The organism is Streptomyces sp. NPDC093546, from assembly GCF_044765045.1.
In the GTDB taxonomy this organism is placed as follows: domain Bacteria; phylum Actinomycetota; class Actinomycetes; order Streptomycetales; family Streptomycetaceae; genus Streptomyces.
Genome location: NZ_JBIWJG010000001.1, coordinates 407,257 through 432,465 on the forward strand (window position 1 = coordinate 407,257; position 25,209 = coordinate 432,465).

The 25,209-nt window shown below is 70.7% G+C and carries 20 protein-coding genes; 15 read left to right on the plus strand and 5 right to left on the minus strand.

The features are described from left to right. Positions 1 to 30: 30 nt before the first annotated feature. Both ACIRNI_RS01760 and ACIRNI_RS01765 read right to left on the minus strand, forming a co-directional pair. On the minus strand, positions 31 to 564 hold the full coding sequence (locus ACIRNI_RS01760) for an alpha/beta fold hydrolase (RefSeq protein ID WP_403547403.1): 534 nt from the start codon (positions 562 to 564) through the stop codon (positions 31 to 33). A 44-nt stretch (positions 565 to 608) separates the two neighbouring features. Then, positions 609 to 935 carry a DUF427 domain-containing protein gene (locus tag ACIRNI_RS01765; RefSeq protein ID WP_403547405.1) on the minus strand — a complete coding sequence of 109 codons (327 nt, stop codon included), beginning with the start codon at positions 933 to 935 and terminating at the stop codon, positions 609 to 611. A gap of 50 nt (positions 936 to 985) precedes the next feature. On the opposite strand from ACIRNI_RS01765, the gene ACIRNI_RS01770 reads away from it, so the two are divergent. From ACIRNI_RS01770 to ACIRNI_RS01830, 13 genes are all read left to right on the plus strand, one after another. Beyond that, positions 986 to 1,525, plus strand: coding sequence for a TIGR00730 family Rossman fold protein (locus ACIRNI_RS01770; protein ID WP_403547407.1), 540 nt, complete (start codon positions 986 to 988; stop codon positions 1,523 to 1,525). A gap of 32 nt (positions 1,526 to 1,557) precedes the next feature. Continuing rightward, positions 1,558 to 2,256 carry an SDR family oxidoreductase gene (locus ACIRNI_RS01775; protein WP_403547408.1) on the plus strand — a complete coding sequence of 233 codons (699 nt, stop codon included), beginning with the start codon at positions 1,558 to 1,560 and terminating at the stop codon, positions 2,254 to 2,256. 40 nt (positions 2,257 to 2,296) lie between these two features. After that, positions 2,297 to 3,301: a methionine synthase gene (locus tag ACIRNI_RS01780; RefSeq protein WP_403547410.1), complete on the plus strand. Its 1,005-nt coding sequence runs from the start codon at positions 2,297 to 2,299 to the stop codon at positions 3,299 to 3,301. 22 nt (positions 3,302 to 3,323) lie between these two features. Further along, on the plus strand, positions 3,324 to 5,507 hold the full coding sequence (ligA, locus tag ACIRNI_RS01785) for an NAD-dependent DNA ligase LigA (RefSeq protein ID WP_403547412.1): 2,184 nt from the start codon (positions 3,324 to 3,326) through the stop codon (positions 5,505 to 5,507). A gap of 333 nt (positions 5,508 to 5,840) precedes the next feature. Then, complete coding sequence (locus ACIRNI_RS01790; protein ID WP_403547414.1) at positions 5,841 to 7,886, plus strand: putative bifunctional diguanylate cyclase/phosphodiesterase; 2,046 nt, start codon at positions 5,841 to 5,843, stop codon at positions 7,884 to 7,886. A 123-nt stretch (positions 7,887 to 8,009) separates the two neighbouring features. Beyond that, positions 8,010 to 8,306: an Asp-tRNA(Asn)/Glu-tRNA(Gln) amidotransferase subunit GatC gene (gene gatC, locus ACIRNI_RS01795; RefSeq protein WP_355363428.1), complete on the plus strand. Its 297-nt coding sequence runs from the start codon at positions 8,010 to 8,012 to the stop codon at positions 8,304 to 8,306. Positions 8,307 to 8,310: 4 nt separating this feature from the next. After that, entirely contained in the window at positions 8,311 to 9,804 is a 1,494-nt protein-coding gene (gene gatA / locus ACIRNI_RS01800) for an Asp-tRNA(Asn)/Glu-tRNA(Gln) amidotransferase subunit GatA (protein ID WP_403547416.1), read from the plus strand. Further along, a complete protein-coding gene (locus ACIRNI_RS01805) occupies positions 9,801 to 10,040 on the plus strand; it encodes a hypothetical protein (RefSeq protein WP_355363424.1) in 240 nt (79 codons plus the stop codon). The genes gatA and ACIRNI_RS01805 overlap by 4 nt, the downstream gene beginning before the upstream one ends. A gap of 16 nt (positions 10,041 to 10,056) precedes the next feature. After that, complete coding sequence (gatB, locus tag ACIRNI_RS01810; protein WP_403547417.1) at positions 10,057 to 11,571, plus strand: Asp-tRNA(Asn)/Glu-tRNA(Gln) amidotransferase subunit GatB; 1,515 nt, start codon at positions 10,057 to 10,059, stop codon at positions 11,569 to 11,571. A gap of 297 nt (positions 11,572 to 11,868) precedes the next feature. Further along, on the plus strand, positions 11,869 to 12,039 hold the full coding sequence (locus ACIRNI_RS01815; RefSeq protein WP_355363420.1) for a DUF5670 family protein: 171 nt from the start codon (positions 11,869 to 11,871) through the stop codon (positions 12,037 to 12,039). Between the two features lie 9 nt (positions 12,040 to 12,048). Beyond that, the gene (ppk2, locus tag ACIRNI_RS01820) at positions 12,049 to 12,996 is read left to right on the plus strand and encodes a polyphosphate kinase 2 (RefSeq protein WP_403547420.1); all 948 of its coding nucleotides are present in this window, start codon (positions 12,049 to 12,051) and stop codon (positions 12,994 to 12,996) included. Between the two features lie 417 nt (positions 12,997 to 13,413). Further along, a complete protein-coding gene (locus ACIRNI_RS01825; protein WP_403547422.1) occupies positions 13,414 to 15,525 on the plus strand; it encodes a phosphocholine-specific phospholipase C in 2,112 nt (703 codons plus the stop codon). Positions 15,526 to 15,697: 172 nt separating this feature from the next. Continuing rightward, positions 15,698 to 17,905, plus strand: coding sequence for an MMPL family transporter (locus tag ACIRNI_RS01830; RefSeq protein ID WP_403547424.1), 2,208 nt, complete (start codon positions 15,698 to 15,700; stop codon positions 17,903 to 17,905). Positions 17,906 to 17,921: 16 nt separating this feature from the next. On the opposite strand, the gene ACIRNI_RS01835 is transcribed toward ACIRNI_RS01830, so the two are convergent. Genes ACIRNI_RS01835 through ACIRNI_RS01845 form a run of 3 tightly spaced genes read right to left on the minus strand, consistent with a single transcriptional unit; the run spans position 17,922 to position 21,381 of the window. Continuing rightward, complete coding sequence (locus ACIRNI_RS01835) at positions 17,922 to 18,587, minus strand: hypothetical protein (protein WP_403547426.1); 666 nt, start codon at positions 18,585 to 18,587, stop codon at positions 17,922 to 17,924. Further along, positions 18,587 to 20,875: a hypothetical protein gene (locus ACIRNI_RS01840; RefSeq protein WP_403547428.1), complete on the minus strand. Its 2,289-nt coding sequence runs from the start codon at positions 20,873 to 20,875 to the stop codon at positions 18,587 to 18,589. Before ACIRNI_RS01840 ends, ACIRNI_RS01835 begins: the two co-directional genes overlap by 1 nt. Before the next feature lie 59 nt (positions 20,876 to 20,934). Further along, positions 20,935 to 21,381, minus strand: coding sequence for a hypothetical protein (locus ACIRNI_RS01845; RefSeq protein WP_403547430.1), 447 nt, complete (start codon positions 21,379 to 21,381; stop codon positions 20,935 to 20,937). Positions 21,382 to 21,834: 453 nt separating this feature from the next. Between ACIRNI_RS01845 and ACIRNI_RS01850 the strand changes: the two genes are divergently transcribed. Further along, a complete protein-coding gene (locus ACIRNI_RS01850) occupies positions 21,835 to 22,020 on the plus strand; it encodes a hypothetical protein (RefSeq protein ID WP_403547432.1) in 186 nt (61 codons plus the stop codon). A 114-nt stretch (positions 22,021 to 22,134) separates the two neighbouring features. Continuing rightward, on the plus strand, positions 22,135 to 25,164 hold the full coding sequence (locus ACIRNI_RS01855; RefSeq protein WP_403547783.1) for an AAA family ATPase: 3,030 nt from the start codon (positions 22,135 to 22,137) through the stop codon (positions 25,162 to 25,164). Positions 25,165 to 25,209 lie beyond the last annotated feature (45 nt).

Genomic DNA, 25,209 nt, shown 5'->3' on the forward strand with positions numbered 1-25,209 from the left:
ACGGGTCCTCGTCGGCTTCGTCCCCGGCTCCTAGTCGGCGGCCTCCCCGAAGAAGCCCCGCAGCACCGGCGCCAGCACCTGCGGTGCCACCTCGTGTACCTGGCCCGTCAGGGTGGTGTGCCGGGCGCGGGGCACCGCCGCGGCGACCGCGCGGGCCGTGTCGCGCGTCCGGGCCGGGCTCGCGCCACCGTCGAGGACCAGCACGCGCGCGGAGACGGCGGCCAGCCGCTCGGCCGGCGCCGGGACGGCCCCGTACGGCGGCTCGTACACCGACAGCCGGCGGATCGGCAGCCCCGCCGCGGCCGCCTCCAGGGCGAGCACCCCGCCCGAGGAGGTGCCGTGGACGTACGCGCTGCCGCCCGCCCGCGCGATGAGCGCCGCCAGGTCCTGGAGGTCGGTCTCCCCGCCGCGCCGGTCGTAGGTGTACGTGGTGAAGCGCGGCGCCAGCAGCCGGGCGAGCGCCGCCTCACCCGCGCCCGTGCCGGGCGCCCCGCTCACCAGGATCAGCGGCGGTCCGTCGCCGCGCCGCTCGTACTCCGGCACCGTCGTGTTCAGGTTCTCCATACGGGGGCAGACCGGAGCCGGACGCGAAACTCATCGCCGCGGCGTCACATCACCTCTGTTTCGTAGAAACAGAGGTGGTCCTTGATCGCGGCGACCTCCGCCTTGGGCTCGGGATACGCCCAGGCCGCGTCCTTCGCCCCGTCCAGGGACCAGTACGACGCCGTCCCCTTGAACGGGCAGTACGTGTGCGTGTCCGAGGGGGACAGCAGGTCCATCCGTACGTCCGCCACCGGCAGGTAGTAGCGCACCGGGCAGCCCGTCTCCCGCAGCACGAGCGGCCGCCGGCTCTCGGCGATCACCCGGCCCCCGTGAACGACGCGTACGTGGTCCGTGCCCGGCTCGACGGTGATGCGGTGTCCTGTCGTCGTCATGACCGGTCCAACGGCGGCACCCGGCCCCCGATTCCCCGTACCGTTGCGCCATGAACATCTGCGTCTTCCTCTCCGCCGCCGACCTCGACGACCGCTACACCGGCCCCGCCCGCGAATTCGCCGAGCTGCTCGGCAAGGGCGGCCACACGCTCGTCTGGGGCGGCTCCGACGCCGGCCTGATGAAGGTCGTGGCGGACGGGGTCCAGGACGCGGGCGGGCGGCTCGTGGGGGTCTCCGTGGAGTTCCTGTCCCACAAGGCCAGGAACGGCGTGGACGAGATGGTCGTCGCGAGGGACCTCGCCGAGCGCAAGGCGCAGATGCTCGCCAAGTCCGACGCGATCGTCATCATGGTCGGCGGCACCGGCACCCTGGACGAGGCCACCGAGATCCTGGAGCTGAAGAAGCACGGCCTGCACGCCAAGCCGGTGGTGCTCTTGAACACGGCGGGCTTCTACGACGGCCTGAAGGAGCAGTTCCGGCGGATGGACGCCGAGGGCTTCCTGCCGGTGCCCCTCACCGACCTGGTGTTCTTCGCGGAGGACGGGGTCTCGGCGCTCGCGTACCTCGAGGAGGCCGCCGGGATCCAGTAGCCGGATCCAGTAGCCGGTCCGGTAGTGCGAGCATGGCTCGTATGGCTACACATCTGATCACCGGGGCAGGGTCCGGCATCGGCGCGGCGATCGCGCGACGGCTGCACGCGCGGGGCGACGACCTCGTCCTGCTGGCCCGCGACGCCGGGCGCGCCAAGGAGCTGGCCGAGGCATACCCGGGTGCCCGTACGCTCGTCGGCGACCTCGCCACCCCCGACCGGCTCTCCTGGGCCTTCTCGCACCAGTCCCTCCCCGACCGGCTCGACTCGCTGCTGCACGTCGCGGGCGTCGTCGACCTCGCCCCGGTCGGCGACCTGACCCCCAAGACCTGGCGCCACCAGCTCGACGTGAACCTGCTCGCCCCCGCCGAGCTCACCCGGCTGCTCCTGCCCCAACTGCGGCTCTCCCAGGGACATGTCGTCTTCGTCAACTCCGGCGCCGGTCTCAGCGCCCACGCCGAGTGGGCCGCGTACGCCGCCTCAAAGCACGGCCTCAAGGCGCTGGCCGACGCCCTGCGCCACGAGGAGCACGCCAACGGCGTACGCGTGACCTCGGTCTACCCGGGCCGTACGGCCAGCCCCATGCAGGCCAAGGTGCACCAGCAGGAGGGCAAGGAGTACGACGCCTCCCGCTGGATCGACCCGGAGTCCGTCGCCACCACGATCCTCACCGCGCTCGACCTGCCGCGCGACGCGGAGATCAACGACCTGACGGTACGGCCGGGACGGTAGGGACGACGGGCCTCCTCACGCCGGCGCGTACGCTTCCCGGGTGAGCGAGAACAACGACTTCAGCTGGGGCCCGGCCACCGGGGTCGGGTCCATGCCGGGCGGCGACGCGCGTGAGGCCGTCAAGACCGTCACCGGGTCCTTCGAGGACTTCCCGCATCTCCCCGAACTGCCCGCGCGCGGCCCCGGCGCCGACATGATCGGACGCACCCTCGGGATGCTGGTCGAGATGTACGCCCACCTCGAGCCGAGCGGCTGGCGGATCAGCGACCGCCCCGGCCGCGACACCCGGCGTGCCCGGTCCTGGCTCGGGGAGGACCTCGACGCACTGGAGGAGTACACGCAGGGGTACGAGGGGCCGGTCAAGGTCCAGGCCGTGGGCCCGTGGACGCTGGCCGCCGCGCTGGAGCTGCGCGGCGGCGAGGCGGCGCTCGGCGATCCGGGCGCGTGCCGCGACCTGGCGGCGTCGCTGGCCGAGGGGTTGCGCGCCCACCTCGCGGACGTACGGCGCCGGGTGCCGGGCGCGCGGGTGGTGCTGCAGCTGGACGAGCCGTCCCTCACCGCCGTCCTGCGCGGGCAGGTGCGCACGGCGAGCGGCTACCGGACCTACCGGGCGGTCGACCGGCAGGTGGTGGAAGGCGCGCTGCGGGACATCGTCGGGGTGAGCGACGGTCCGGTGATCGTGCACTCGTGCGCGCCCGACGTGCCCTTCGCGCTGCTGCGCAGGGCGGGCGCCGCGGGCATCTCGTTCGATTTCTCTTTGATCACCGAGCGTGACGACGATCAGATCGGTGAGGCGGTCGAGGGCGGCACGAAGCTGTTCGCGGGCGTCGTGGGGTCCACCGACGGCCCGTTGTCAGACCCTGCCGGTAGCGTCATGGGTGTCAGGACGCTGTGGCGCAGGCTGGGGCTGCGTCCGGGGGCTCTCGCGGAGTCCCTGGTGATCACCCCGTCGTGCGGGCTGGCGGGCGCCTCGCCCGCGTACGCCCGGGCGGCGCTCGCCCACTGCGTCAGGGCGGCGAGATCGCTCGCGGACAACCCTGAGTAACGTAGGCAACGGGAGGATTACGGTGGCTGTCGAACAGCAGGACGCGGTGCCGGCCGAGGTACGGGAGAAGCACGCGCAGCTGGCCGAGCAGGTGGAGGAGCACCGCTTCCGGTACTACGTGAAGGACCAGCCGGTCATCAGCGACGCGGAGTTCGACAAGCTGCTGCGCGCGCTGGAGGCGCTGGAGGAGGAGTATCCGGAGCTGCGGACGCCCGACTCGCCGACCCAGAAGGTCGCCGGGGCGTACGAGACGGGGTTCACCGCCGTCGAGCACCGCGAGCGCATGCTCTCGCTGGACAACGCCTTCGACGACGCGGAGCTGGCCGCCTGGGCGGACCGCGTCGCCAAGGAGGTCGGCACCTCCGCGTACCACTTCCTGTGCGAGCTCAAGGTCGACGGCCTCGCCGTGAACCTGACGTACGAGAAGGGGCGCCTGACGCGCGCCGCGACGCGCGGCGACGGCCGCACGGGCGAGGACATCACGCCGAACGTCCGCACCATCGCGGACGTCCCGGACCGGCTGAGGGGCGAGCGGATCCCGGAGCTCGTCGAGATCCGCGGCGAGGTCTACTTCCCGATGGAGAAGTTCGAGGAGCTCAACGCCCGCCTGGTGGAGGCCGGCGACAAGCCCTTCGCCAACCCGCGCAACGCCGCGGCCGGTTCGCTGCGCCAGAAGGACCCGAAGGTCACCGCCACCCGCCCGCTGCACATGGTGGTGCACGGCATCGGCGCCCGCGAGGGCCTGGAGATCAGCCGGCTGTCGGAGGCGTACGGCCTGCTGCGCGAGTGGGGCCTGCCGACCGCCCGGCACAACAAGGTGGTCGACGATATCGAGGGCGTGCGGGAGTTCATCGCGTACTTCGGCGAGCACCGCCACTCCGTGGAGCACGAGATCGACGGCGTGGTCGTCAAGCTCGACGAGATCCCCCTCCAGGGGCGCCTCGGCTCCACCTCCCGCGCCCCGCGCTGGGCGATCGCCTGGAAGTACGCGCCGGAGGAGGTCAACACCAAGCTGATCGACATCCGCGTGGGCGTGGGCCGCACGGGCCGGGTCACGCCGTACGCCCAGGTGGAGCCGGTCACGGTCGCGGGCTCGGAGGTCGAGTTCGCCACCCTCCACAACCAGGACGTGGTCAAGGCCAAGGGCGTGCTCATCGGCGACACGGTGGTGCTGCGCAAGGCCGGTGACGTCATCCCGGAGATCCTCGGCCCCGTGGTGGACCTGCGGGACGGCACCGAGCGGGAGTTCGTGATGCCGTCCGAGTGCCCCGAGTGCGGCACGCCGCTGCGCCCGATGAAGGAGGGCGACGTCGACCTCCGCTGCCCGAACGGGCAGACGTGCCCCGCGCAGTTGCGCGAGCGCCTCTTCTACCTGGGCGGCCGCAAGGCCCTCGACATCGAGAACTTCGGCTATGTGGCGGCGGCCGCGCTGACCAGGCCCCTGGAGCCGGCCGAGCCGCCGCTGAGGGACGAGGGCGACCTGTTCGACCTGACGATCGAGCAGCTGCTGCCCATCAAGGCGTACGTCCTGGACCAGGACAGCGGGCTGCCCAAGCGGGACCCCAAGACGGGCGAGGAGAAGATCGTCACGGTCTTCGCCAACCAGCAGGGCGAGCCGCGCAAGAACGCGCTGGCGATGCTGGAGAACATCGCGGCGGCCAAGCAGCGGCCGCTGGCCCGCATCATCACGGGCCTGTCGATCCGCCACGTCGGCCCGGTGGCGGCGGAGGCGCTGGCGCGCGAGTTCCGCTCCATCGACCGCATCGAGCAGGCGACCGAGGCGGAGCTGGCGGCCGTCGAGGGCGTCGCCGACACCATCGCGGCCTCGGTCAAGCAGTGGTTCGAGGTGGACTGGCACCGCGAGATCCTGCGCAAGTGGCGGGCCGCCGGGGTCCGGATGGAGGAGGAGAGCACCGGGGAGGACGAAGGGCCGCGCCCGCTGGAGGGGCTGACGGTCGTCGTGACCGGCACCCTGCGGAACTACACCAGGGATGGCGCGAAAGAGGCGCTCCAGAGCCGCGGAGCGAAGGTGACGGGTTCCGTTTCGAAGAAGACGTCCTTCGTGGTCGTCGGCGACAATCCCGGTTCCAAGTACGACAAGGCCATGCAGCTGAAGCTTCCGGTTCTGGACGAGGACGGCTTCACCGTCCTGCTGGAACAGGGTCCTGACGCGGCGAAGGACGCCGCGCTCCCGCTCGAACAGTAGGAGCGAAAGGACGGGTTCCGGACACGGAACGATGGGAAATCATCACCCGTTCAGCGCATACCAGATGGATAAGGGTGGCCGGGTCGCATTCGGGCAAGAGCTGTAGAGCGGTGCCCGTCGAAGCCTTCCGCGGCCTACTGTTGAGACGTGCGCCTGTCGTGCGCGGCCGCGGAGTTTCGGTTTCGGCCGTGGTGGCATGACAACGGGCCATCACGTGGCAACGGCACAGCCGGCTGTGAGAGGGACGGAATGAAACCGACCGAGAGTGCCGCCCCGGTCTCACGGCCGTGTGTGTACGCGGCCTGCGAGGGCATCGCGTCGAGGCTCCCCGCCATGGTGGTGGTCCTGGCCGGACTGCTCCTCGCGACCGGGCTGTTCAGCGCGGTCCGCGACGGCCACGCGCTCTTCCCCGGCGCCGCGGCGGGCTGGTCGCTCGCCGTGCTCACCGGCATCATCGTCGGCCACCTGGTGGCGCTGGGCCGCGACCGCTGGTGGGGCGGCACCGGCTCGGGCGCCGCGCTCACCCTCGCGGTGCTGCTCCTGTACGGGTGGGTGCCGGCCGGGCTGGTCAGCCTCGCGGTCGTCGTCCTGGTGGGCGTGGCCCGGCGGCACCGCTGGCGCCAGGGGCTGCTGCACGGCGCCGCGGACATCCTCGGCATCGGGGCGGCGGCGCTGGTGCTCGCCGCCTTCGGCGACGTACCGAGCGTCGAACGCCCGTGGCGACCGCTCGAATGGGGGATCGAGGCCGTCCCGGAGGTGGCGCTGGCGGCCACGGCGTATCTGGTGGTGACCCGGCTGCTGCTGTGGTACACGCTCGCCCCGCAGAGCGGCGGACTGCCCACGGCCGCCCGCACCGCGCTGCTGCGCCAGGGGCTCGTGGCGGTCGCCCTGCTCGGCATCGCCCCGCTGATCTGCGTGGTGGCGGTCTCCCTGCCGGTGCTGCTGCCGCTGTTCGCCGTCCCGCTGATCGCGCTGGACTCCACGCTGTGGATCGCCCGCGCGCGGGCCGAGGAGCAGCTGCGCGACCCGCTGACCGGGCTGCCCAACCGCCAGTGGCTGCTGGAGCGGACCTGGACCGCCCTGGAGGACGCGGAGGGCGAGGGCGCCCGTGCCGCGCTGGTCCTGATCGACCTCGACCGTTTCCGGTCGGTCAACGACACGCTCGGTCATCTGGCGGGCGACCGGCTGCTGCTCCAGATCGCCGACCGGCTCCGGCTGGCGCTGCCGCGCGGCGCCGAGGCGGCCCGGCTCGGCGGCGACGAGTTCGCCGTCCTCCTGCCCACCGCCGACTCCACGACCAGCGCCCAGCGGGTGGCCCGGCAGCTGGCCGCCGAGCTGTCCTCGCCGCTCGACCTCGACGGCCTCACGCTCGTCCTGGAGGCCAGCGCGGGCGTCGCGGTCTTCCCCGACCACGCGCGCGACGCCGAAGGGCTCCTCCAGCGCGCCGACGTCGCCATGTACCAGGCCAAGCGGGACCGCACGGGCGTGGAGGTGTACGAGTCCAAGCGCGACTCCAACACCCCGGACCGGCTCGGCCTCCTCGGCGACCTGCGGCGCGCCCTGGACGCCGGCGACGTCGAGCTGCACTACCAGCCCAAGGTCGGCTTCGACGGCCATGTGGCGGGCCTGGAGGCCCTGGTCCGCTGGGTCCACCCGGAGCGCGGACGGGTCCCCCCGGACGAGTTCATCGCCATCGCCGAGTCCTCCGGCCTGATGCCCCACCTCACCGAGTACGTCCTGGAGACCGCCCTCGGCCAGGTCGCCAAGTGGCGCGCCCAGGGCCTGGAGGTCCCCGTAGCCGTCAACGTCTCCCCGCGCGACGTCCACAGCCCCGGCTTCGCCGGCGCCGTCGCCGCCCGGCTGGCCCGCCACGGGGTGCCCGCCGGATTCCTGCAACTGGAGATAACCGAGCACGTCCTGCTGGAGGACCCCCAGCGCGCCGCCGACACCCTCGCCGGCCTCACCGGCCACGGCGTCAAGATGTCGCTCGACGACTTCGGCACCGGCTACTCCTCGCTGGTTCACCTGCGCCGCCTCCCGGTGAGCGAGCTCAAGATCGACCGCTCCTTCGTGGCGCGCCTCGCCGTGGACAACGAGGACGCCGAGATCGTCCGCTGCACCGTCGACCTCGCCCACTCCCTCGGCCTCCTCGTCGTCGCCGAGGGCGTCGAGGACGACGAGACCTGGGAGCGTCTGCGGGACCTGGGCTGCGACGCCGTCCAGGGCTGGCTGGTCGCCGCCGCGATGCCCCCCGCCGAAACCACAGCCTGGCTGCGCGCCCGCGATCACCAGACCCCCGCCCCCGCCCAGCTGCCCCCGGCCGAACTCCCGGCCCCGCCGCCCCCGTCCCCCCAGAGCGCGGACCAGGTGGTTCCGTAGAGCCGCCGTACGGGCCCTCGCCCGGCGGCTCCGCGGCGCCCCCGGCAAACCGTTTCACGGGCACGGGGCCCGGCCCCATAGGATTGGGCCAAAACCATCACACTCACCCCTGAGGATCGCTGCATGCCTGGCATCACGCGCGAGGAGGTCGCCCACCTCGCCCGGCTGGCGCGTCTGGAACTGAAGGGCGAAGAGCTCGACCACTTCGCCGGACAGCTCGACGACATCATCGGCGCGGTCGCCCGCGTCTCCGAGGTCGCCGACCAAGACGTACCGCCGACCTCCCACCCGCTGCCGCTGACCAACGTCATGCGCCCGGACGAGGTCCGTCCTTCGCTCACCCCCGAGCAGGCGCTCTCCGGCGCGCCCGCCCAGGAGCAGCAGCGTTTCAAGGTGCCGCAGATCCTGGGGGAGGACTAAGACCATGACGGACATCATCAGGCTCACCGCCGCCGAGATCGCGGAGAAGATCGCCTCCGGCGAGCTCACCGCCGTCGAGGTCACCGAGGCCCACCTCGCCCGGATCGAGGCCGTCGACGAGAAGGTCCACGCCTTCCTGCACGTCGACCGCGAGGGCGCCCTCGCCCAGGCCCGCGCCGTCGACGAGAAGCGCGCCAAGGGCGAGAAGCTCGGCCCCCTCGCGGGCGTGCCCCTCGCGCTGAAGGACATCTTCACCACCCGGGACATGCCGACCACCGTCGGCTCCAAGATCCTGGAAGGCTGGCTTCCGCCGTACGACGCGACGCTCGTGCAGAAGCTGCGCGCCGCCGACGTCGTCATCCTCGGCAAGACCAACATGGACGAGTTCGCCATGGGCTCCTCCACCGAGAACAGCGCGTACGGGCCGACCGGCAACCCCTGGGACCTCACCCGCATCCCCGGCGGCTCCGGCGGCGGCTCCTCCGCCGCCCTCGCCTCCTACGAGGCCCCGCTCGCCATCGGCACGGACACCGGCGGCTCCATCCGCCAGCCCGCCGCCGTCACCGGCACGGTCGGCGTCAAGCCGACGTACGGCGGCGTCTCCCGCTACGGCATGGTGGCGTTCTCCTCCTCCCTCGACCAGGGCGGCCCCTGCGCCCGCACGGTCCTGGACGCGGCGCTGCTCCACGAGGTCATCGGCGGTCACGACCCGCTCGACTCCACCTCCATCGACGCCCCGGTCCCGCAGGTCGTCGAGGCGGCCCGCAATGGGTCCGTGCAGGGCATGCGCGTCGGCGTGGTCAAGCAGTTCCGCGGCGAGGGCTACCAGGCCGGCGTCCTCCAGCGGTTCGACGAGTCCGTCGAGCTGCTCAAGGAGCTCGGCGCCGAGATCGTCGAGCTGGACTGCCCGTCCTTCGACCTCGCTCTCTCCGCGTACTACCTGATCGCCCCGTCCGAGTGCTCCTCCAACCTCGCCCGGTTCGACGGCCTCCGCTACGGCGTGCGGGTCGGCGACGACGGCACGCGCTCCGCCGAGGACGTCACCGCCCTCACCCGCGAGGCCGGCTTCGGCCCCGAGGTCAAGCGCCGCATCATGCTCGGCACGTACGCGCTCAGCTCCGGCTACTACGACGCGTACTACGGCTCCGCGCAGAAGGTCCGCACGCTCATCACCCGGGACTTCGAGAAGGCCTTCGAGCAGGTCGACGTGATCGTCTCCCCGACGACGCCGACCACCGCCTTCCCGATCGGCGAGCGCGCCGACGACCCGATGGCGATGTACCTGGCCGATCTGTGCACCATCCCGACCAACCTGGCCGGCAACGCCGCCATGTCGCTGCCCTGCGGCCTCGCCCCGGAGGACAACCTCCCGGTCGGCCTGCAGATCATCGCCCCCGCCATGAAGGACGACCGCCTCTACAAGGTCGGTGCGGCCGTCGAGGCCGCCTTCGTGGAAAAGTGGGGGCACCCGCTGCTGGAGGAGGCTCCGTCGCTGTGAGCGCACTGACCAAGGCCAAGGGCTTCAAGAAGTCCAAGACCGGTACGTATCTGTCCATCGGCACCACCGCGTTCGGCGCCGTCAGCGTGGTCAAGCAGCTGCGCAAGGCCCGCGGTGAGAGCGACACGCTCCTGCTGCTCGACGCCGTCGTGTCCGCCGCCGCCATCGCCACCGGCCTCGCCATCCTGCTGCGCGAGCTCAAGCGCGCCGGTGACGACGACGTCCTGCTGGGCTGAGAGGGAAAGTTTCACCGTGACCGTCATCACCGAACTGGTGCCGTACGAGGACGCCCTCGCCGCCTACGACCCCGTCATGGGCCTCGAGGTGCACGTCGAGCTCGGCACCAGGACCAAGATGTTCTGCGGCTGCTCGACCGAGCTGGGCGCCGACCCCAACACGCAGACCTGCCCCACCTGCCTCGGCATGCCGGGCTCGCTGCCGGTGGTCAACGCCACCGCCGTCGAGTCCGCCATCAAGATCGGCCTCGCCCTCAACTGCGAGATCGCCGAATGGTGTCGCTTCGCCCGGAAGAACTACTTCTATCCGGACATGCCGAAGAACTTCCAGACCTCCCAGTACGACGAGCCGATCGCCTTCAACGGCTACCTGGACGTCCAGCTGGAGGACGGCGAAATCTTCCGCGTGGAGATCGAGCGCGCCCACATGGAGGAGGACACCGGCAAGTCGACGCACGTCGGCGGCGCCACCGGCCGTATCCACGGCGCGTCGCACTCCCTGCTCGACTACAACCGCGCCGGCATCCCGCTGATCGAGATCGTCACCAAGCCGATCACCGGCGCCGGCGAGCGCGCTCCCGAGGTCGCCAAGGCGTACGTCGCCGAGCTGCGCGAGCTCATCAAGGCGCTCGGCGTCTCCGAGGCCCGGATGGAGATGGGCCAGATGCGCTGCGACGTGAACCTGTCGCTGCGCCCCCACGGCGTCGAGAAGTTCGGCACCCGCAGCGAGACCAAGAACGTCAACTCGCTGCGCTCCGTGGAGCGGGCCGTCCGCTTCGAGATCAGCCGCCACGCGGGCGTGCTGAACGCCGGCGGCACGGTCATCCAGGAGACCCGCCACTTCCACGAGGAGGACGGCTCCACGACCTCCGGCCGTGTGAAGGAGGAGGCCGAGGACTACCGGTACTTCCCGGAGCCGGACCTCGTCCCCGTCGCCCCGTCCCGCGAGTGGGTCGAGGAGCTCCGCCAGGGGCTGCCGGAGCTGCCGCGCGTGCGCCGCAACCGGCTGCGCGAGGAGTGGGGCGTCTCCGAGCTGGACATGCAGGCCATCCTCAACGCGGGCGCCGTCGACCTCATCGTCGCCACGACCGAGGCGGGCGCCCCGTCCGACCAGGCCCGCAAGTGGTGGATGGGCGAGCTGGCGCGCAACGCCAACGAGTCCGGCACCTCCCTGGACGCGCTGCCCATCACCCCGGCACAGGTCGCCCGCATCACCGAGCTCGTCACGTCCGGCGATCTCAACGACAAGCTGGCCCGCCAGGTCATCGAAGGCGTGCTCGCAGGCGAGGGCGACCCGGACACCGTCGTGGAGAAGCGCGGCCTGAAGGTCGTCTCCGACGAGGGAGCGCTGGGCGCGGCCGTGGACGAGGCGATCGCGGCCAACGGCGCCATCGCGGACAAGATCCGCGGCGGCAAGGTGGCCGCGGCCGGCGCCCTGGTCGGCGCGGTCATGAAGGCCACGCGCGGCCAGGCGGACGCGGCCCGCGTGCGCGAGCTGATCCTGGAGAAGCTCGGCGTGACCGAGGGCTGACCCGCCCCGGCTCGCCTTCGGCGACATCGCCCCGGCCCCCGTACTCCCGCGTGGAGTACGGGGGCCGCGGCGTGTCCGCCCGAGGAAGGGAAGCGGCCCCCTGCCGCCGGGGGGAAGAGCGGCAGGGGGCCGTCGGTGAGGGACGGATCGCCGTCCCAGAGGGGGTGCGGTGCTTGTGCCCCGCATCGCGCGGCGCATGCCTGCGCCGCGCCGGTTTTTCTTCCTTGCCCTGCCGTCGACTCTCCGACGTGTGCGTCCGCCGGAGCGGGGCATACGGCGGAGCGGAGGTGGAAAACAATGGTTCCCTTGCTTCTCGTTCTTCTTCTCGCACTGCTCCTTTTCGGTGCGGGATTCGCACTCAAGGCCCTGTGGTGGATAGCCGTCATCGTTCTCGTGGTGTGGCTGCTCGGTTTCGTGATGCGTTCCACTGGACCCAGCGGAACGCGCGGGCGCTGGTATCGCTGGTAGGCGGTTCCGGTGGACCCGGAAAAGGAGCTGCTGAACGGGCTGACCGTCGACGACAGCCGGCCCGAGCAGCCCATCCTGCTCGACGGGGACGGGCGACCGATCCGTACCTGGCAGGAGAACTACCCGTACGACAGCAAAGTGCGTCGCGCGGAGTACGAGCGCACCAAGCGCGTGCTGCAGATCGAGCTGCTGAAGCTCCAGCGGTGGATCAAGGACACCGGTGGGCGGCTGGCCGTGATCTGCGAAGGCCGGGACGCCGCGGGCAAAGGCGGGACCATACAACGGTTCATGGAACGCCTGAATCCCCGCGGCGCCCGGGTCGTCGCCCTGGACAAACCCACCGAGAGGGAGGCCGGACAGTGGTATTTCCAGCGTTACGTCTCTCATCTTCCCGGCCCCGGTGAGATCGTTTTCTTCGACCGGTCCTGGTACAACCGGGCCGGAGTGGAAAAGGTCATGGGGTTTTGCACGCAGGAGCAGTACGAACTGTTCCTGCGGCAGTGCCCCCAATTCGAGCGGCTGCTGGTGGAGGACGGAATCCTCCTGGTCAAATTCTGGTTCTCGGTCTCCCGTGCCGAGCAGCGGACGCGTTTCGCGATCCGCCAGGTGGATCCCGTACGGCAGTGGAAGCTGTCGCCGACGGATCTCGCGTCCCTCGACCAGTGGGACGACTACACCGAGGCGAAGGTCGCCATGTTCCGGGCGACCGACACGGAGGAAGCGCCGTGGACGGTCGTCAAGAGCAACGACAAGCGCCGGGGGCGGCTGGAGGCCATGCGGCACCTGCTGTGGCGGATCGACTACGACCGCAAGGACCCGGAGGTGGTCGGAGAGCCCGACCCCTTGATCATCGGGGCCGCGGACACCCTGCTGGAGCCGGGTGAGGAGGACAGCGCCCTGTCGCCCACGCCGCTGGCGGACCACATCAGCGGGCCGGGCGAGCATCCGCCGCGCTGAACCACGCCGAGCGGGAACACGAGGGCCCCGCCGCTCCGGAAGGCGGAGCGGCGGGGCCGTCAACCGGGACCGGTTGTCGTCCCGTGGGGGGTGAGGTGCTCCTGCCCGGCGCCGCGTGGATCATGCCTGACTGGCGTGTACTGGCCGCGAGCGCCTGCGCCGGATCGGCAGAGGCGGGCAGCGGCGCGTCGAGCCGGGCCAATGGTCCGGCACGGAACCACCCGCCGCCCCGCTGTCCCGGCCGCCCCGACTCCGCCCCCTCCTTGGACTTCCCTCGCGACCTGTTGGACGTTCACCTTTCGTCCCTCCCGGGGCCTTCCCAGGGTCACGTGGCCTCACTACCGTCCGGCCCGTACCACTCAATGGCTCGCACCCGGACCATTGGGCGACCACGGGACGTCGACTGGGAGGTCGGGCTTGTCACCGGAGAACCCGCGGGGGATTTCGCGCAGGAACGTGCTCGGGCTCGGGGGAGGCGCCCTCGGTGCCGCTGCCGCCGGCTCGCTCCTGCCGCCGTCGTTGCGAGCCGCGCTCGCCGCCGAGCCGGCCGCCGGCGGGCTGCGCGCCGTGCAGCACGTGGTGATCCTGATGCAGGAGAACCGTTCCTTCGACCACTACTTCGGCACGCTGCGCGGCGTCCGCGGCTTCGGTGACCGCAACGCCGTCGAACTGCCCTCCGGCAGGCCGGTTTTCGAGCAGCCCGCGCCGCTCGGCCGCACCGTGCTGCCGTTCCCCGTCCGGGACGCCGCCGAGGCGCAGAAGAAGGACCTCCAGTACATCGGCGACCTCGACCACTCCTGGAACGGCGGAGCCAAGGCCTGGCGCGACGGCTGGATGGACGGCTGGGTCTCGGCGAAGACCGCCGCCACCATGGCGTACTACGACCGGCGCGACATCCCGCTGCACTACGAACTCGCGGACACCTTCACCATCTGCGACGCGTACCACTCCTCCATCCACACCTCCACCAGCCCCAACCGCAACCACCTGTGGTCCGGCTGGACCGGCTTCGAGGCCGACGGCTCGCGCGCCGTGACGAACGCCGCGTACGCCGAGGGCACCCACCCCGGCTACCCGTGGCCGACCTACGCCGAGCGCCTGGAGGCGGCGGGCCGCACCTGGAAGACGTACACGGAGTGGGAGAACTTCACCGACAACAACATCGAGTTCTTCACCACCTTCAAGGCGATCGCCCGCAAGGCGCTGGCGGCCACCGGCGGCCACACCTACATGGAGTCCTTCTACGCGGCCGTGCGCGACACCGACGACGCCGCCGAGCGGGCCCGGCTGCTCGCCGCCCTGGAGGACGGCGTCGCCACGCTCGACCCGCAGGAGCGCTCCCTCTTCGAGCGCGGGCTGCGGCGCGTCGAGACCGGCACGCTCGCGGACGCCTTCCGGGCCGACGTGGCCGCCGGCGCGCTTCCCGAGGTCTCCTACCTCGTCCCGTCCGCCATCGACTCCGAGCACCCCGGCTCCTCGTCCCCGATCGCCTCCGCCACCCTGGTCTACAAGGTGCTGGACGCCCTCGCCTCCCACCCCGAGGTCTGGCGCCACACCGTCTTGCTGATCAACTACGACGAGAACGACGGCTTCTTCGACCACGTCCCGCCGCCCGTGCCGCCCGCCGACGACCCCGACGAGCGCTGGAAGGGCCTGCCCACCGGGCTCGGCATCCGCGTGCCGCTGCTCGTCGTCTCGCCCTGGACGGTCGGCGGCTACGTCTGCTCCGAGGTCTTCGACCACACCTCGGTGATCCGCTTCCTGGAGAAGTGGACCGGGGTCGCGGAACCCCACATCACCCCCTGGCGCCGCCGGGTCACCGGCGACCTGACGTCCGCCTTCGACTTCCGGCGCGGCCGGCCGCAGCCGGAGGTCGACCGGCCGGGCGCCATCCCGCCCTTCACCGGCCGCTGGCGGCCGCAGCCCCCGCTCGTCCAGCACATGCCCGTACAGGAGCCCGGCACGCGCCCGGCGCGCGCGCTGCCGTACCAGCCGGACGCGTACGGGCGGGTCGAGAGCGGCGCCTTGGCCGTCACGCTCAGCAACAGCGGCGCGGCGAGCGCGCCCTTCGCCCTCTATCCGTACGCGGGCGAGTTCGCCACCCCGCAGCACCGGGATGTAAGGGGTACGGCGCAATGGAGGGTGCCCCTTACCGGGCTCCCCGGGGGCGCCTACCGCTTCACGATCACCGGCCCCAACGGCTTCCGCCGCGAGTTCGCGGGCCCGGCCTCCGGCGGCGCCGAGGTCACCTCGCACCTCGACCCGGCAGAACGCGACGTCCACCTCACCCTGCGGAACACCGGCAGCGCCCCGGCCGCCTTCACCGTCCGGCCGCTCGGGTACGTCGACGAGGCCGACCTCGGCGACTGGACCCGCACCCTCACCGTGAAGCCCGGCCGCAGCCGTACCGTCGTGCACTCCGCCGCCGACGCGCACGGCTGGTACGACATCGAGGTCACGGGCCCCGACGGCTTCCGGCGCCGCCTCATGGGCCACATCGAGAACGGCCGCGCGAGCGTCTCGGGCTGACCGGTCCCACCCCGCACGTGGGCTTGCTCACTGGCCGCCGACCGACGCTGTGAGGAAGCCCACGAAACGGACAAACGATCACTTTAGGCTGCCAGAGTGACTATCCGAAGGTCATGCGTTCTTTGCGGGCAGTTCCCGATAAAGAGCTGGAACCACTCAGGGAGCGAACCCGTTGGCAGCCCTCGCACGGTGGTGCATCAACCACCGCCTTGTCGCCGTCCTGCTCTGGCTCCTCGCCTTCGGCGGCGTCACGGCGGCCGCGAGCGCCGCGGGCCCCGCGTACTCCAACGACTACGGCGTCCCCGGCACCGAGTCCGGCCGCGCGGCGGCGCTCCTGGAAGAGGGCTTCCAGAGCGCCGGCGGTGACGGCGACACCATCGTCTGGCACACGGACCGCGGCAGCGTCCGCGCCACCGCTCTCGAACAGCGCATGACCGACATGCTGGACGAGGTCGCCGAGCTCCCCGGCATCGCCGACGTCATCAGCCCGTACGGCGCCGCAGCCGGCCAGATCAGCGAGGACGGCCGCACCGCCTACGCCACCGTCATCTTCGACCGGCCCGTCGACGACATCCCCAAGGAGCAGGCCCAGGCCGTCGTCGACACCGCGCGCGAGGCCGCCTCCGACGGCGTCCGGGTGGAGCTCGGCGGCAGCGCCATCGCGCTCACCGAGGCCCCCACCTCGCACACCGCCGAGATGGTCGGCGTCGCCGTCGCCGCCGTCGTCCTCTTCCTCGCCTTCGGCTCGCTCGCCGCCAGCCTCCTGCCCATCGCCACCGCGATCGTCGGCGTCGGCACGGCGTACGCGGGCATCGGACTGCTCGGCCACGCCATGACGGTCGCCGACTTCGCCCCCATGCTCGGCATGCTCGTCGGGCTCGGCGTCGGCATCGACTACGCGCTCTTCATCGTCACCCGGCACCGCAAGGGCCTCAAGCGCGGCCTGTCGGTCGCCGAAGCCGCCGAGAACGCCGTCGCCACCACCGGCCGGGCGGTCGTCTTCGCCGGCGCCACCGTGTGCATCGCGCTGCTCGGCATGCTCATCCTGCGGCTCGGCTTCCTCAACGGCGTCGCCATCGCCGCGTCGCTCACCGTCATCCTCACCGTCGCCGCCTCCATCACCCTGCTGCCCGCACTGCTGTCCTTCATCGGCATGCGGGCCCTCTCGCGCCGCGAGCGCCGTCGCCTCACCGAGCACGGCCCCCAGCCGGAGCTGCCCACCGGCTTCGCCGCGCGCTGGTCCGCGTTCGTCGAACGCCACCCCAAGCTGCTCGGCTCCCTCGCCGCCGTCGTCATGCTGGTCCTGGCCCTGCCCACTTTCGGCCTGCACCTGGGCACCTCCGACCAGGGCAACAACCCGGCCGGCACGACCACCCGCAAGGCGTACGACCTGCTCGCCGAAGGCTTCGGCCCCGGCGTCAACGGACCCCTCACCCTGGTCGCCGAGCTCGACGGCGCCGACGACCGGATCGCGCTCAGCCAGCTGCCCGAGGTGCTGCACGCCACCCAGGGCGTCGAAGCGGTCAGCCCGGTCGCGTACAGCGGCAGCGGCCACACCGCCGTCCTCACCGTCGTACCGGACTCCCCGCCGCAGTCCCAGCGCACCAGCGAGCTCGTCGAACACCTCCGCGACGAGGTCCTGCCGCGCGCCGAGCACGGCACCTCCCTGGAGGTGTACGTCGGCGGCGTCACCGCCGGCTACGACGACTTCGCCCAGGTCATCGTCGGCAAGCTGCCGCTCTTCGTCGGCGTGGTCATCGCGCTCGGCTGCCTGCTGCTCCTGCTCGCCTTCCGCTCCCTGGGGATCCCCCTCAAGGCCGCCGCGATGAACATCGCCGCCGTCGCCGCCGCCTTCGGCATCGTCGTCGCGATCTTCCAGTGGGGCTGGGGCAGCGAACTCCTCGGCCTCGGCCGGGCCGGCCCCATCGAACCCTTCCTCCCGGTGATCGCCGTCTCGGTCCTCTTCGGACTCTCCATGGACTACCAGGTCTTCCTGGTCAGCCGGATGTACGAGGAGTGGCTGGAGACCGGCGACAACCGGCGCGCCGTCCGCGTCGGCCTCGCCGAGACCAGCAGGGTCATCAACTCCGCGGCCGTCATCATGATCGCGGTGTTCCTGGCCTTCGTCCTCTCCGGCGACCGCGTCATCGCGATGTTCGGTATCGGCCTCGCCGCCGCCGTCGCCCTCGACGCCTTCGTGCTCCGCACCCTGCTGGTCCCCGCCCTCATGCACCTGCTCGGCGGCGCCAACTGGTGGCTCCCGCGCTGGCTCGACCGCCTGCTGCCGCGCATCAGCATCGAGACCCCCGAACGCCGCGACCCCACCCACACGAAGATCGCCGGCCAGCGCGCGAGCGAGGACGGGGAGCTGGTGCCGTAGCTCCCCGGTCCCCTGCTCACTTCACCGACGCGGGGGGCTCACCAGGGACGGTGGGGTCGTTCTCGCAGTCGAGCGCATCGGTCATGACCTGCGCCGAGTGCAGCAGGTGGCGGAAGTGGGTGCGGGCGCTGGCGTCTCCCGTGAGGGTGTCCGACATGATCCCTTCGAGAGGCACGTCGTTCTTCTGCGCGGCCGGCGTTCCGGGCACCTTGCAGGTGACGAATACGACGTACTCGACGTTGCCGTCGGTGATTCGCTGCAGGAGCCGCACATCAGAGCTCACCGGTGTCTCGATCAGCTTCGCGCCCGTGGTACCGGTAATGGGTGAGTCGAACGGCAGAATCGACGGGCCGTATTCGATGGCAACCTTTCCACCAGGGCCGGCGGCCGTGCACACCTCGGCCTCTGCGTAAGAGGGGATGCCCTTCCGGCCGGGCGTCCAGTTCTCGACCTGCCCTCGAAACAAGGAGCTTGCCGCAGCCACGCTGTGGCGGCCCCCCATCCGCACGCTTTCCCCGTCGTGCGTGCCGCTGTGCAACCACTCGATCCCGGCGGAGCCGAGGAGCTCCTCACACGCGGAGGAGGTCGCACTCGGCTCTTGGTCCTCGTCGACAGAGCTGCAGGCGGTCAGCATGGCGAGGGCCAGTGCGATGCGGGGGAACAGGGCGGAAGGCCTGAGCATCAGTATCCTCGCGCATTGTCCGTGTCAGTGCGGCCGTTGCCGACTTGGTATTCCTTCTCCGCCGCGACCACGAGATCCCATATCTCGTCCGAGGACATTCCGCGCGACGCGGCCCAGTTCAGGAGCGGCACCATGGCGTTGTGTTCACCTTCCTGTCGCGCCTGGTCGATTCCCTTGACCGAGTCGTCCGAGTTGTCGTACTCGTTTTCCTTCAGCCATTCCATCGTTTGGGTTTCAAAGTAGGTTTCGGCTGCACCACCCGCAACCTCGAAGGCGAGGGGGACGGCGATAGCCGCCGCTGCACCGGTCGGGATGACGACAGCCGCACCGACCCCGACAGCTGTGCCAATAACAGCCGAGGCGGCAAAATCACGCCAAGCGCCCTGCTGTTCGAGCTCTAGGTTGCGCTTTTCCTTGTCGTCGGCAAACTGACTTCCGATTGCTTCGCTCCGCACTTCATCCAGCATTCCATGCATCTTGACGCTATGCATTCCGATCCGCTTGGCGTCTCCCTCGTCATCGCCTTGGCCGGCCATGGCGCTGGAACTGTAAATCTGCTGAGCGGCGGAAACGGTGTCGTATGCTTCCTTATCGGTGGCGAGCGCCCTGAGGAAGCTCGTACTTGACATCTGGTCGAAGTCGCGCAGCAGGTTTTTTTCTGCATCGAAGAGGTCGTCACGGCCGGAGCGCTCACCGCTTCCGCCAAAGTTAGCCGTGGAGTAATTCAGGCTGTCGATGTGACCTGCCGCCATCCGGGCCAGGCTGTTACGGATTCCGTCCTGGTCGTCGATCATGCTCGAGGTTTGATAATGGTCCACAACGCGGTCCATCAGCAGGGTGCGCTGCTCGCGCGTCTCAATCTGCTCCGGCGTCTTCATCGGGGGAATGGACGGGGTCTTGTCGTCGTATGAATAGCCGAGTGTGGCGGACTCCAGTGCGTGGCCCAGGAACTGGTATCCTGTCGTCTTCCCGTCATCGTCCTGCGGCCATGCTCGGGCCTCTTTGTGGCCCTGGTCCACGAGGTAATCCCAGTTACTGATCTCGTCCAAGCCGTCCTTGTCGCCCCGGCCTGACGTGCCGTCGAAGAACTGGAGAGAGGCTTCGGGGTTGTGCCCCAGGGCTTCCAGTAGGTGGGCTACCGGGTCCCTCTCTGATTCGGTGCCGGGCGGGTAGTTCAGCTGGGCCGGGTTGTACTGGTTCTTCCAGAGTAGATCCGGGGAGCCCAGAACTGGGTCCTTTGCTTTATCCCGTTCAAAGTCAATCAGCTTCTCACCGTACTTGTTCAGGAATCCGGAATCCCACTTACCCTCGCTCATGAGCGGCCCCAGCACCTGAAACCCGAACGGGGCGCTCCTCACACCGTTGGGCCCCTGGATCCGATCGTCGCCAAGCGCGATGATGTTGTCCTTCCACTCTCGCATCGCGGGCGAGTCGACACGTGTGGCGTTGGCCAGGGTGATGCCCAGGTTGTCCTGCACCGAAGCGAGGATCTTGGCGCGATCACCCGCAGGCGTGCGGCCTTGGCCAGGGTCGGCGAGCGTACGCCAGAACTCCAGGGTCCCTTGAGCCCCCAGCTTGGTGGAGAATCGCTCAGCGAAGGCCGGGTTATCCCGGTGGTACTTGCTGATCTCGTTGAATTGCTTGAGCTCGGAATCCGACATCCCGTCGCGCTTTGCGGCAAGCTTGACCAAGGCATCGGCATCCTCGATGCCCTGCTTTCGATCGGCGTCCTGTAGTCCTTTAAAACCCTTCTCGTCGAAGTCGTACTTGCTGTCGGCGTGTTGACGTAGGGCGCGGGCGGTGATGCGATCGGTCTCGTTCGCTGCGGACACGATGCGGTTGATCTCGGCCTGTGCCGTGTCGAGTTCTTCCTGTGTCGGCGGTTTAGGTGCGCCTTCCAGTTGGCGTGTTGGGCCCGCGTACAGGGCCGTTCCTTTGTTATCGAAATAGATGTTCTTTTTAAGCCATGCCTCAACTGTTACGCGAAGGTCTTCCTTGTGCTTTCGTAGGTTCGTCTCCGCGTCACGAAGGATATTGTGGATGCTGCGCGCTTCGATAACCATGTCATCGAATTGGCGTGCTGTTGTGGTGGTGAACTCTTTTGTGACGGTAGCGTTGTCGCCCTTCCAGTCTGCTGCGTTCGCCTTGCGTTCTAGATCGGCGGCATTGACCCCGCCGTCGCCTCCATCGGTGAGTGCGACCAGTTTCTTCAGCATCTGCTCCCACTGCGTAACCGCAGTCTTCAGCTTGCTGAGATTTAAATCATGTAGTTCCTGGTATGTCACCATGCTGAACTCTCCGTTTCCCTGATCCGATGGAGCCTCTGGCGTTCCTGACCGCTTGGGTATTACTTGATCAGACCGTAGATGCGGGAAACAGTCATGGTCTTTCCTTCAGCTGTCTTCATGTCCAAAGCAATCTTCTGCTCAGTCTTCCCGTGCGAGGAGCGCGAGTAGTCGAGGTGGTTTGAAATGTGCCCGCAGGCTTCCTTGAGGGTGGCCAACTTTGTGTTCCACGCATCATGCACTTCAAGAAGGCCGGCGCCCATGTCGAGACCATCGTTGAAGAGAGCGGTGGAGGCCTCGAAAGTCGCTACGCGGGCGTGGTCGCCGTCCTTGGACAGCTGGTCTCGAAGGGTGCGCGCCATATCACCCAACCTCCCGAGGACTTCGTCGTGGACCACGAGATCGGCGCTCACACTCCCCTGACCCGGGGCCTGGTTCAGTTCCATGTTCGCCGTGCTGGAGCGGGATCCAGCCGTGGCCTTGATTTGATTCCACTCATCCCAAGACATCTTTGTGACCTCCCGTTGCGGTTGCGGTGGTGAGGTGCCATGGCTGTGATCGGAGCCTGGGGGGAGTGCGGTTGTTCGCCTGAGGAGCGCGGTTGAGCCGGCTCTCACCCAGGCGGTGCCCCAAGGGTGCTTAACGTGTCTCCGTCGGCCTGTTCAACAGCCCCCTCACGCTGAGTCTGCATCACCTTACAAGTGCTACGGCGTCGGCGTGGCTGTGCAACCGGAAAGGCCCAGGAGGAACCCGATGCATCCTCTGCCCCCTCAGCAGCTGGCAGCGCGTCCCCTCTGCGGCCCGCTCGCGCACATCTAAGGCCTTCCCCTCAGTGACCCGGTGCGGCATAAGGCCCCCCGAGGCCCCAAGATGCGGCACTCTCCCGATGTGGGCCGGCCCCCTGGGGCGCGAGAGTTGAGGCACAGGCAAGCACGCCTCAACCTCACTCAGGGAGAACCGAGATGCTCACGTACGAACCGCACCGCGACCGCCACGCCGCGCTCATCCGCGAGGCCGACGCCGAGCGGCTGGCACGCACCGCGCGCAAGGCGCGGCGTACCTCCCGCCGCCGGTCCGGCGGCCACGGCCCCGAGGGGCGGGTGAGTACCGGCGGCGGAGAGCGGGACCGCTTCGCCCCCGCGGCCTGAACTCCGCGTCCCGTGGAGGCGGTCGGGAGGCCGGGCCCCGTCGGGGGATCGGGGCCCGTCCCGGTATGCGGACCCCTCCAGGAATCGGGACCCGCGATGTCAGACGCCTGTGCGATGCTCGGCATCGTGGAAAACAGGTCCGTCAGCCCGGTGTTCGTCGGCAGAGCCGGTGAACTGACCGCGCTCACCGAAGCGCTCTCCCGCGCCGCCGCGGGAGAGCCGCAGGCGTTGGTCGTCGGCGGCGAGGCCGGCGTCGGCAAGACGCGGCTGCTGGAGGAGTTCCTCGGCGAGGCGGGCCGGCAAGGCGCCGTCGTCGCCGTCGGCGGCTGCGTCGAGATCGGCGCCGACGGCCTGCCCTTCGCACCCTTCTCCACCGCCCTGCGCTCGCTGCGCCGCAAGCTCCCCGAGGAGCTGGCCGCCGCCGCCGAGGGCCAGGAGGGCGAGCTGGCCCGGCTGCTGCCCGAGCTCGGCGGCGACGCCTACGGCCACGAGCCGTACAACGAGGACAGCACCGCCCGCCTCTTCGAACTGACCGTCCGCCTGCTGGAGCGCATCGCCGCCGACCGCACGGTCGTCCTCGCCCTGGAGGACCTCCACTGGGCCGACGCCTCCACCCGCCACCTGCTCGCGTACCTCTTCCGCACCCTTCACCGCGGCCGCCTCGTCGTGGTCGCCACCTACCGCTCCGACGACATCCACCGCCGCCACCCGCTGCGCCCCCTCCTCGCCGAGCTCGACCGGATGCGCACCGTGCGCCGCATCGAGCTGGCCCGCTTCACCCGCATCGAGGTGCACCGCCAGCTGGCCGGCATCCTCGCCGCCGAGCCCGACCCCGCCCTCGTCGACGACGTCTTCAGCCGCTCCGACGGCAACGCCTTCTTCGTCGAGGAGCTCGTCGTCTGCCGGGAGAGCGGCGCCCCCGGCGAGCTCAGCGACTCCCTGCGCGACCTGCTGCTCGTCCGCGTCGAGCGGCTCTCCGAGGACGCCCAGAAGGTCGTCAGGATCGTCGCGGAGGGCGGCTCCACCGTCGAGTACGGGCTCCTCGCCGCCGTCGCCCGGCTGCCGGAGGACGACCTCATCGAGGCCCTGCGCGCCGCCGTCAACGCCAACATCCTGCTCGCCGTCCCCGACGGCGAGGGCTACCGCTTCCGCCACTCCCTCGTCCGCGAGGCCGTCAGCGACGACCTGCTGCCCGGCGAGCGCTCCCGCCTCAACCGCCGGTACGCCGAAGCACTGGAAGCCGACCCCGCGCTCGTACGCGCCGACGAGCGCACCACCCGGCTCGCCAGCTACTGGTACCACGCCCACGACGCCACCAAGGCCCTCCCCGTCGTCCTGCGGGCCGCCGCCGAGACCCGCAAGCGCCACGCCCACGCCGAGCAACTGCGGCTGCTGGAGCGCGCCATGGAGTTGTGGGACGACGTCCCCGCCGAGGTCCGCGCCTCCCTGCGGCCCATCGACTACGCCGACGCCTACCCCGCCTGCGGCTGCGCCCCCGACTCCTCCCCGCTGAGCTACCTCGACCTGCTCGCCGAGGCCGCCGTCGCCGCCCGGCTGTGCGGCGAGCGCGAGCGGGCCCTGAAGATAGTCAAGCGCGCGCTGCACCTCCTCGACGGCGACAACGACCACCTGCGCGCCGCCTGGTTCTGGACCGAGCGCTCACGCCTCATCTCGAACCTGGGGCGGGGCGACGGATGGGCCGAGATCGCCACCGCCCAGGAGCTGGTGCGCGGCCTGCCGCCGTCCTCCGTGCACGCCCAGGTGCTGGCCGTCGCCGCCGGCTGGGGCATGCTGCACGCCCCCGGCCGCGAAAGCCTCGCCGCCGCCGAACAGGCCGTCGAGTACGCCCGGCTCGTCCAGGCCGAGCCGATCGAGCTCAACGCCCGCCTCACCCTCGGCGGCCTCATGGTCGACGCCGGTGACATCGAGACGGGCCTCGCCGAGATGTACGCGGTACGCGACCGGGCCAGGGAGCTGTCCCTGCGCACCGAGGCCGGCCGCGCCTACATCAACCTGGCCTCCTCCCTGGAGGCCGTCGGCCGCTCCCGCGAGGCGGCCCGCGTCGGCACCGAAGGCATCGACTACGCCCGCACCCGCGGCCTCCTCGACAGCGAGGGCTGGGTGCTGGGCAACCTCATCGATTCCCAGATCTCGCTGGGCCACTGGGACGAGGCGAGCGAGGGCGTGAGCAGGCTCCAGCGCATCGCCTACAGCCCCAAGCCGCGCGGCAGCGCCCACCTCAAGCGCGCCCAGCTCGCCCTGCTCCGGGGCGAGCCGGCCGTCTGCGAGGAGCACCTCGCCCTCGCCCGCGAGGCGTACGGCACGCACGACCCGATGATGCAGTACCTGCTGCCGCTGGCCCAGCTCGACCTCGGCCTCGCCGCCGCGCGCGGCCGCCTCGCCGATGTGCGCGCCCGGTTCGCCGATACCGTCCGGCCCGGCTTCCCGACCGCGGGCAGCTACCGGTATGCCTGGCCGCTGCTCCTCACCGCCGCCACCGCCGAGGCGGACGCCTCCGGCCTGCCCGCCGCCGCCGAAGGGCGCCCCGAGGCGCTGGAGCTCATCCGCTTCCACGCCAAGCGGCTCGCCGCGCCCGTCGCCGTGTGGCGGGCTCACGCCCTCTTCCTCGCCGCGGAACTGGACCGTGCCGAGGGGCACGTCCGCGCCGAGCGGTGGGCCGAGGTGGCCGACGCCTTCGGCCCCCTGGAGCGCCCGTACGAGCTCGCCCGCACCCGCCACCGCTGGGCCGACGCGCTGCTCGTGGAGGGCGGCGGCCGCGACCGGGCCGCCGAGCTGCTGCGCGAGGCCCACCCGGTCGCCGTCCGCCTCGGCGCCCGCCCGCTGCGCGAGGAGCTCGAACTGCTCGCGGCCCGCGCCCGCCTCCCTCTGACGAGGCCCGTCGCCGCCGCGGAGCCGCAGGAGGAGCCGGACCCCGGTTTCGGGCTGACGCCCCGCGAGCAGGACGTCCTGCGCCTGGTGGCGGCGGGCCGGACCAACCGCCAGATAGCCGAGGAGCTCTTCATCTCGCCGAAGACGGCGAGCGTCCACGTCTCCAACATCCTCGCGAAGCTGGGCGTCTCCGGCCGCGGCGAGGCAGCCGCCCTGGCCCACCGCCTCCGCCTCCTCCAAGAGACCCCGGCCTGACGCCCGGCGCCCGTCGGCACGCGCTTTCTCTGCCGTCCCGAACCT

Coding starts and splice junctions, on each gene's coding strand:
- ACIRNI_RS01775 (WP_403547408.1), top strand. CDS start 1,558: ATGGCTCGTATGGCTACACATCTGATCACCGGGGCAGGGTCCGGCATC.
- ACIRNI_RS01760 (WP_403547403.1), bottom strand. CDS start 564: ATGGAGAACCTGAACACGACGGTGCCGGAGTACGAGCGGCGCGGCGAC.
- ACIRNI_RS01770 (WP_403547407.1), top strand. CDS start 986: ATGAACATCTGCGTCTTCCTCTCCGCCGCCGACCTCGACGACCGCTAC.
- ACIRNI_RS01850 (WP_403547432.1), top strand. CDS start 21,835: ATGCTCACGTACGAACCGCACCGCGACCGCCACGCCGCGCTCATCCGC.
- ACIRNI_RS01765 (WP_403547405.1), bottom strand. CDS start 935: ATGACGACGACAGGACACCGCATCACCGTCGAGCCGGGCACGGACCAC.
- gatA (WP_403547416.1), top strand. CDS start 8,311: ATGACGGACATCATCAGGCTCACCGCCGCCGAGATCGCGGAGAAGATC.
- ACIRNI_RS01845 (WP_403547430.1), bottom strand. CDS start 21,381: ATGTCTTGGGATGAGTGGAATCAAATCAAGGCCACGGCTGGATCCCGC.
- ACIRNI_RS01790 (WP_403547414.1), top strand. CDS start 5,841: ATGGTGGTGGTCCTGGCCGGACTGCTCCTCGCGACCGGGCTGTTCAGC.
- ACIRNI_RS01855 (WP_403547783.1), top strand. CDS start 22,135: ATGCTCGGCATCGTGGAAAACAGGTCCGTCAGCCCGGTGTTCGTCGGC.
- ACIRNI_RS01840 (WP_403547428.1), bottom strand. CDS start 20,875: ATGGTGACATACCAGGAACTACATGATTTAAATCTCAGCAAGCTGAAG.
- gatC (WP_355363428.1), top strand. CDS start 8,010: ATGCCTGGCATCACGCGCGAGGAGGTCGCCCACCTCGCCCGGCTGGCG.
- ACIRNI_RS01815 (WP_355363420.1), top strand. CDS start 11,869: ATGGTTCCCTTGCTTCTCGTTCTTCTTCTCGCACTGCTCCTTTTCGGT.
- ACIRNI_RS01835 (WP_403547426.1), bottom strand. CDS start 18,587: ATGCTCAGGCCTTCCGCCCTGTTCCCCCGCATCGCACTGGCCCTCGCC.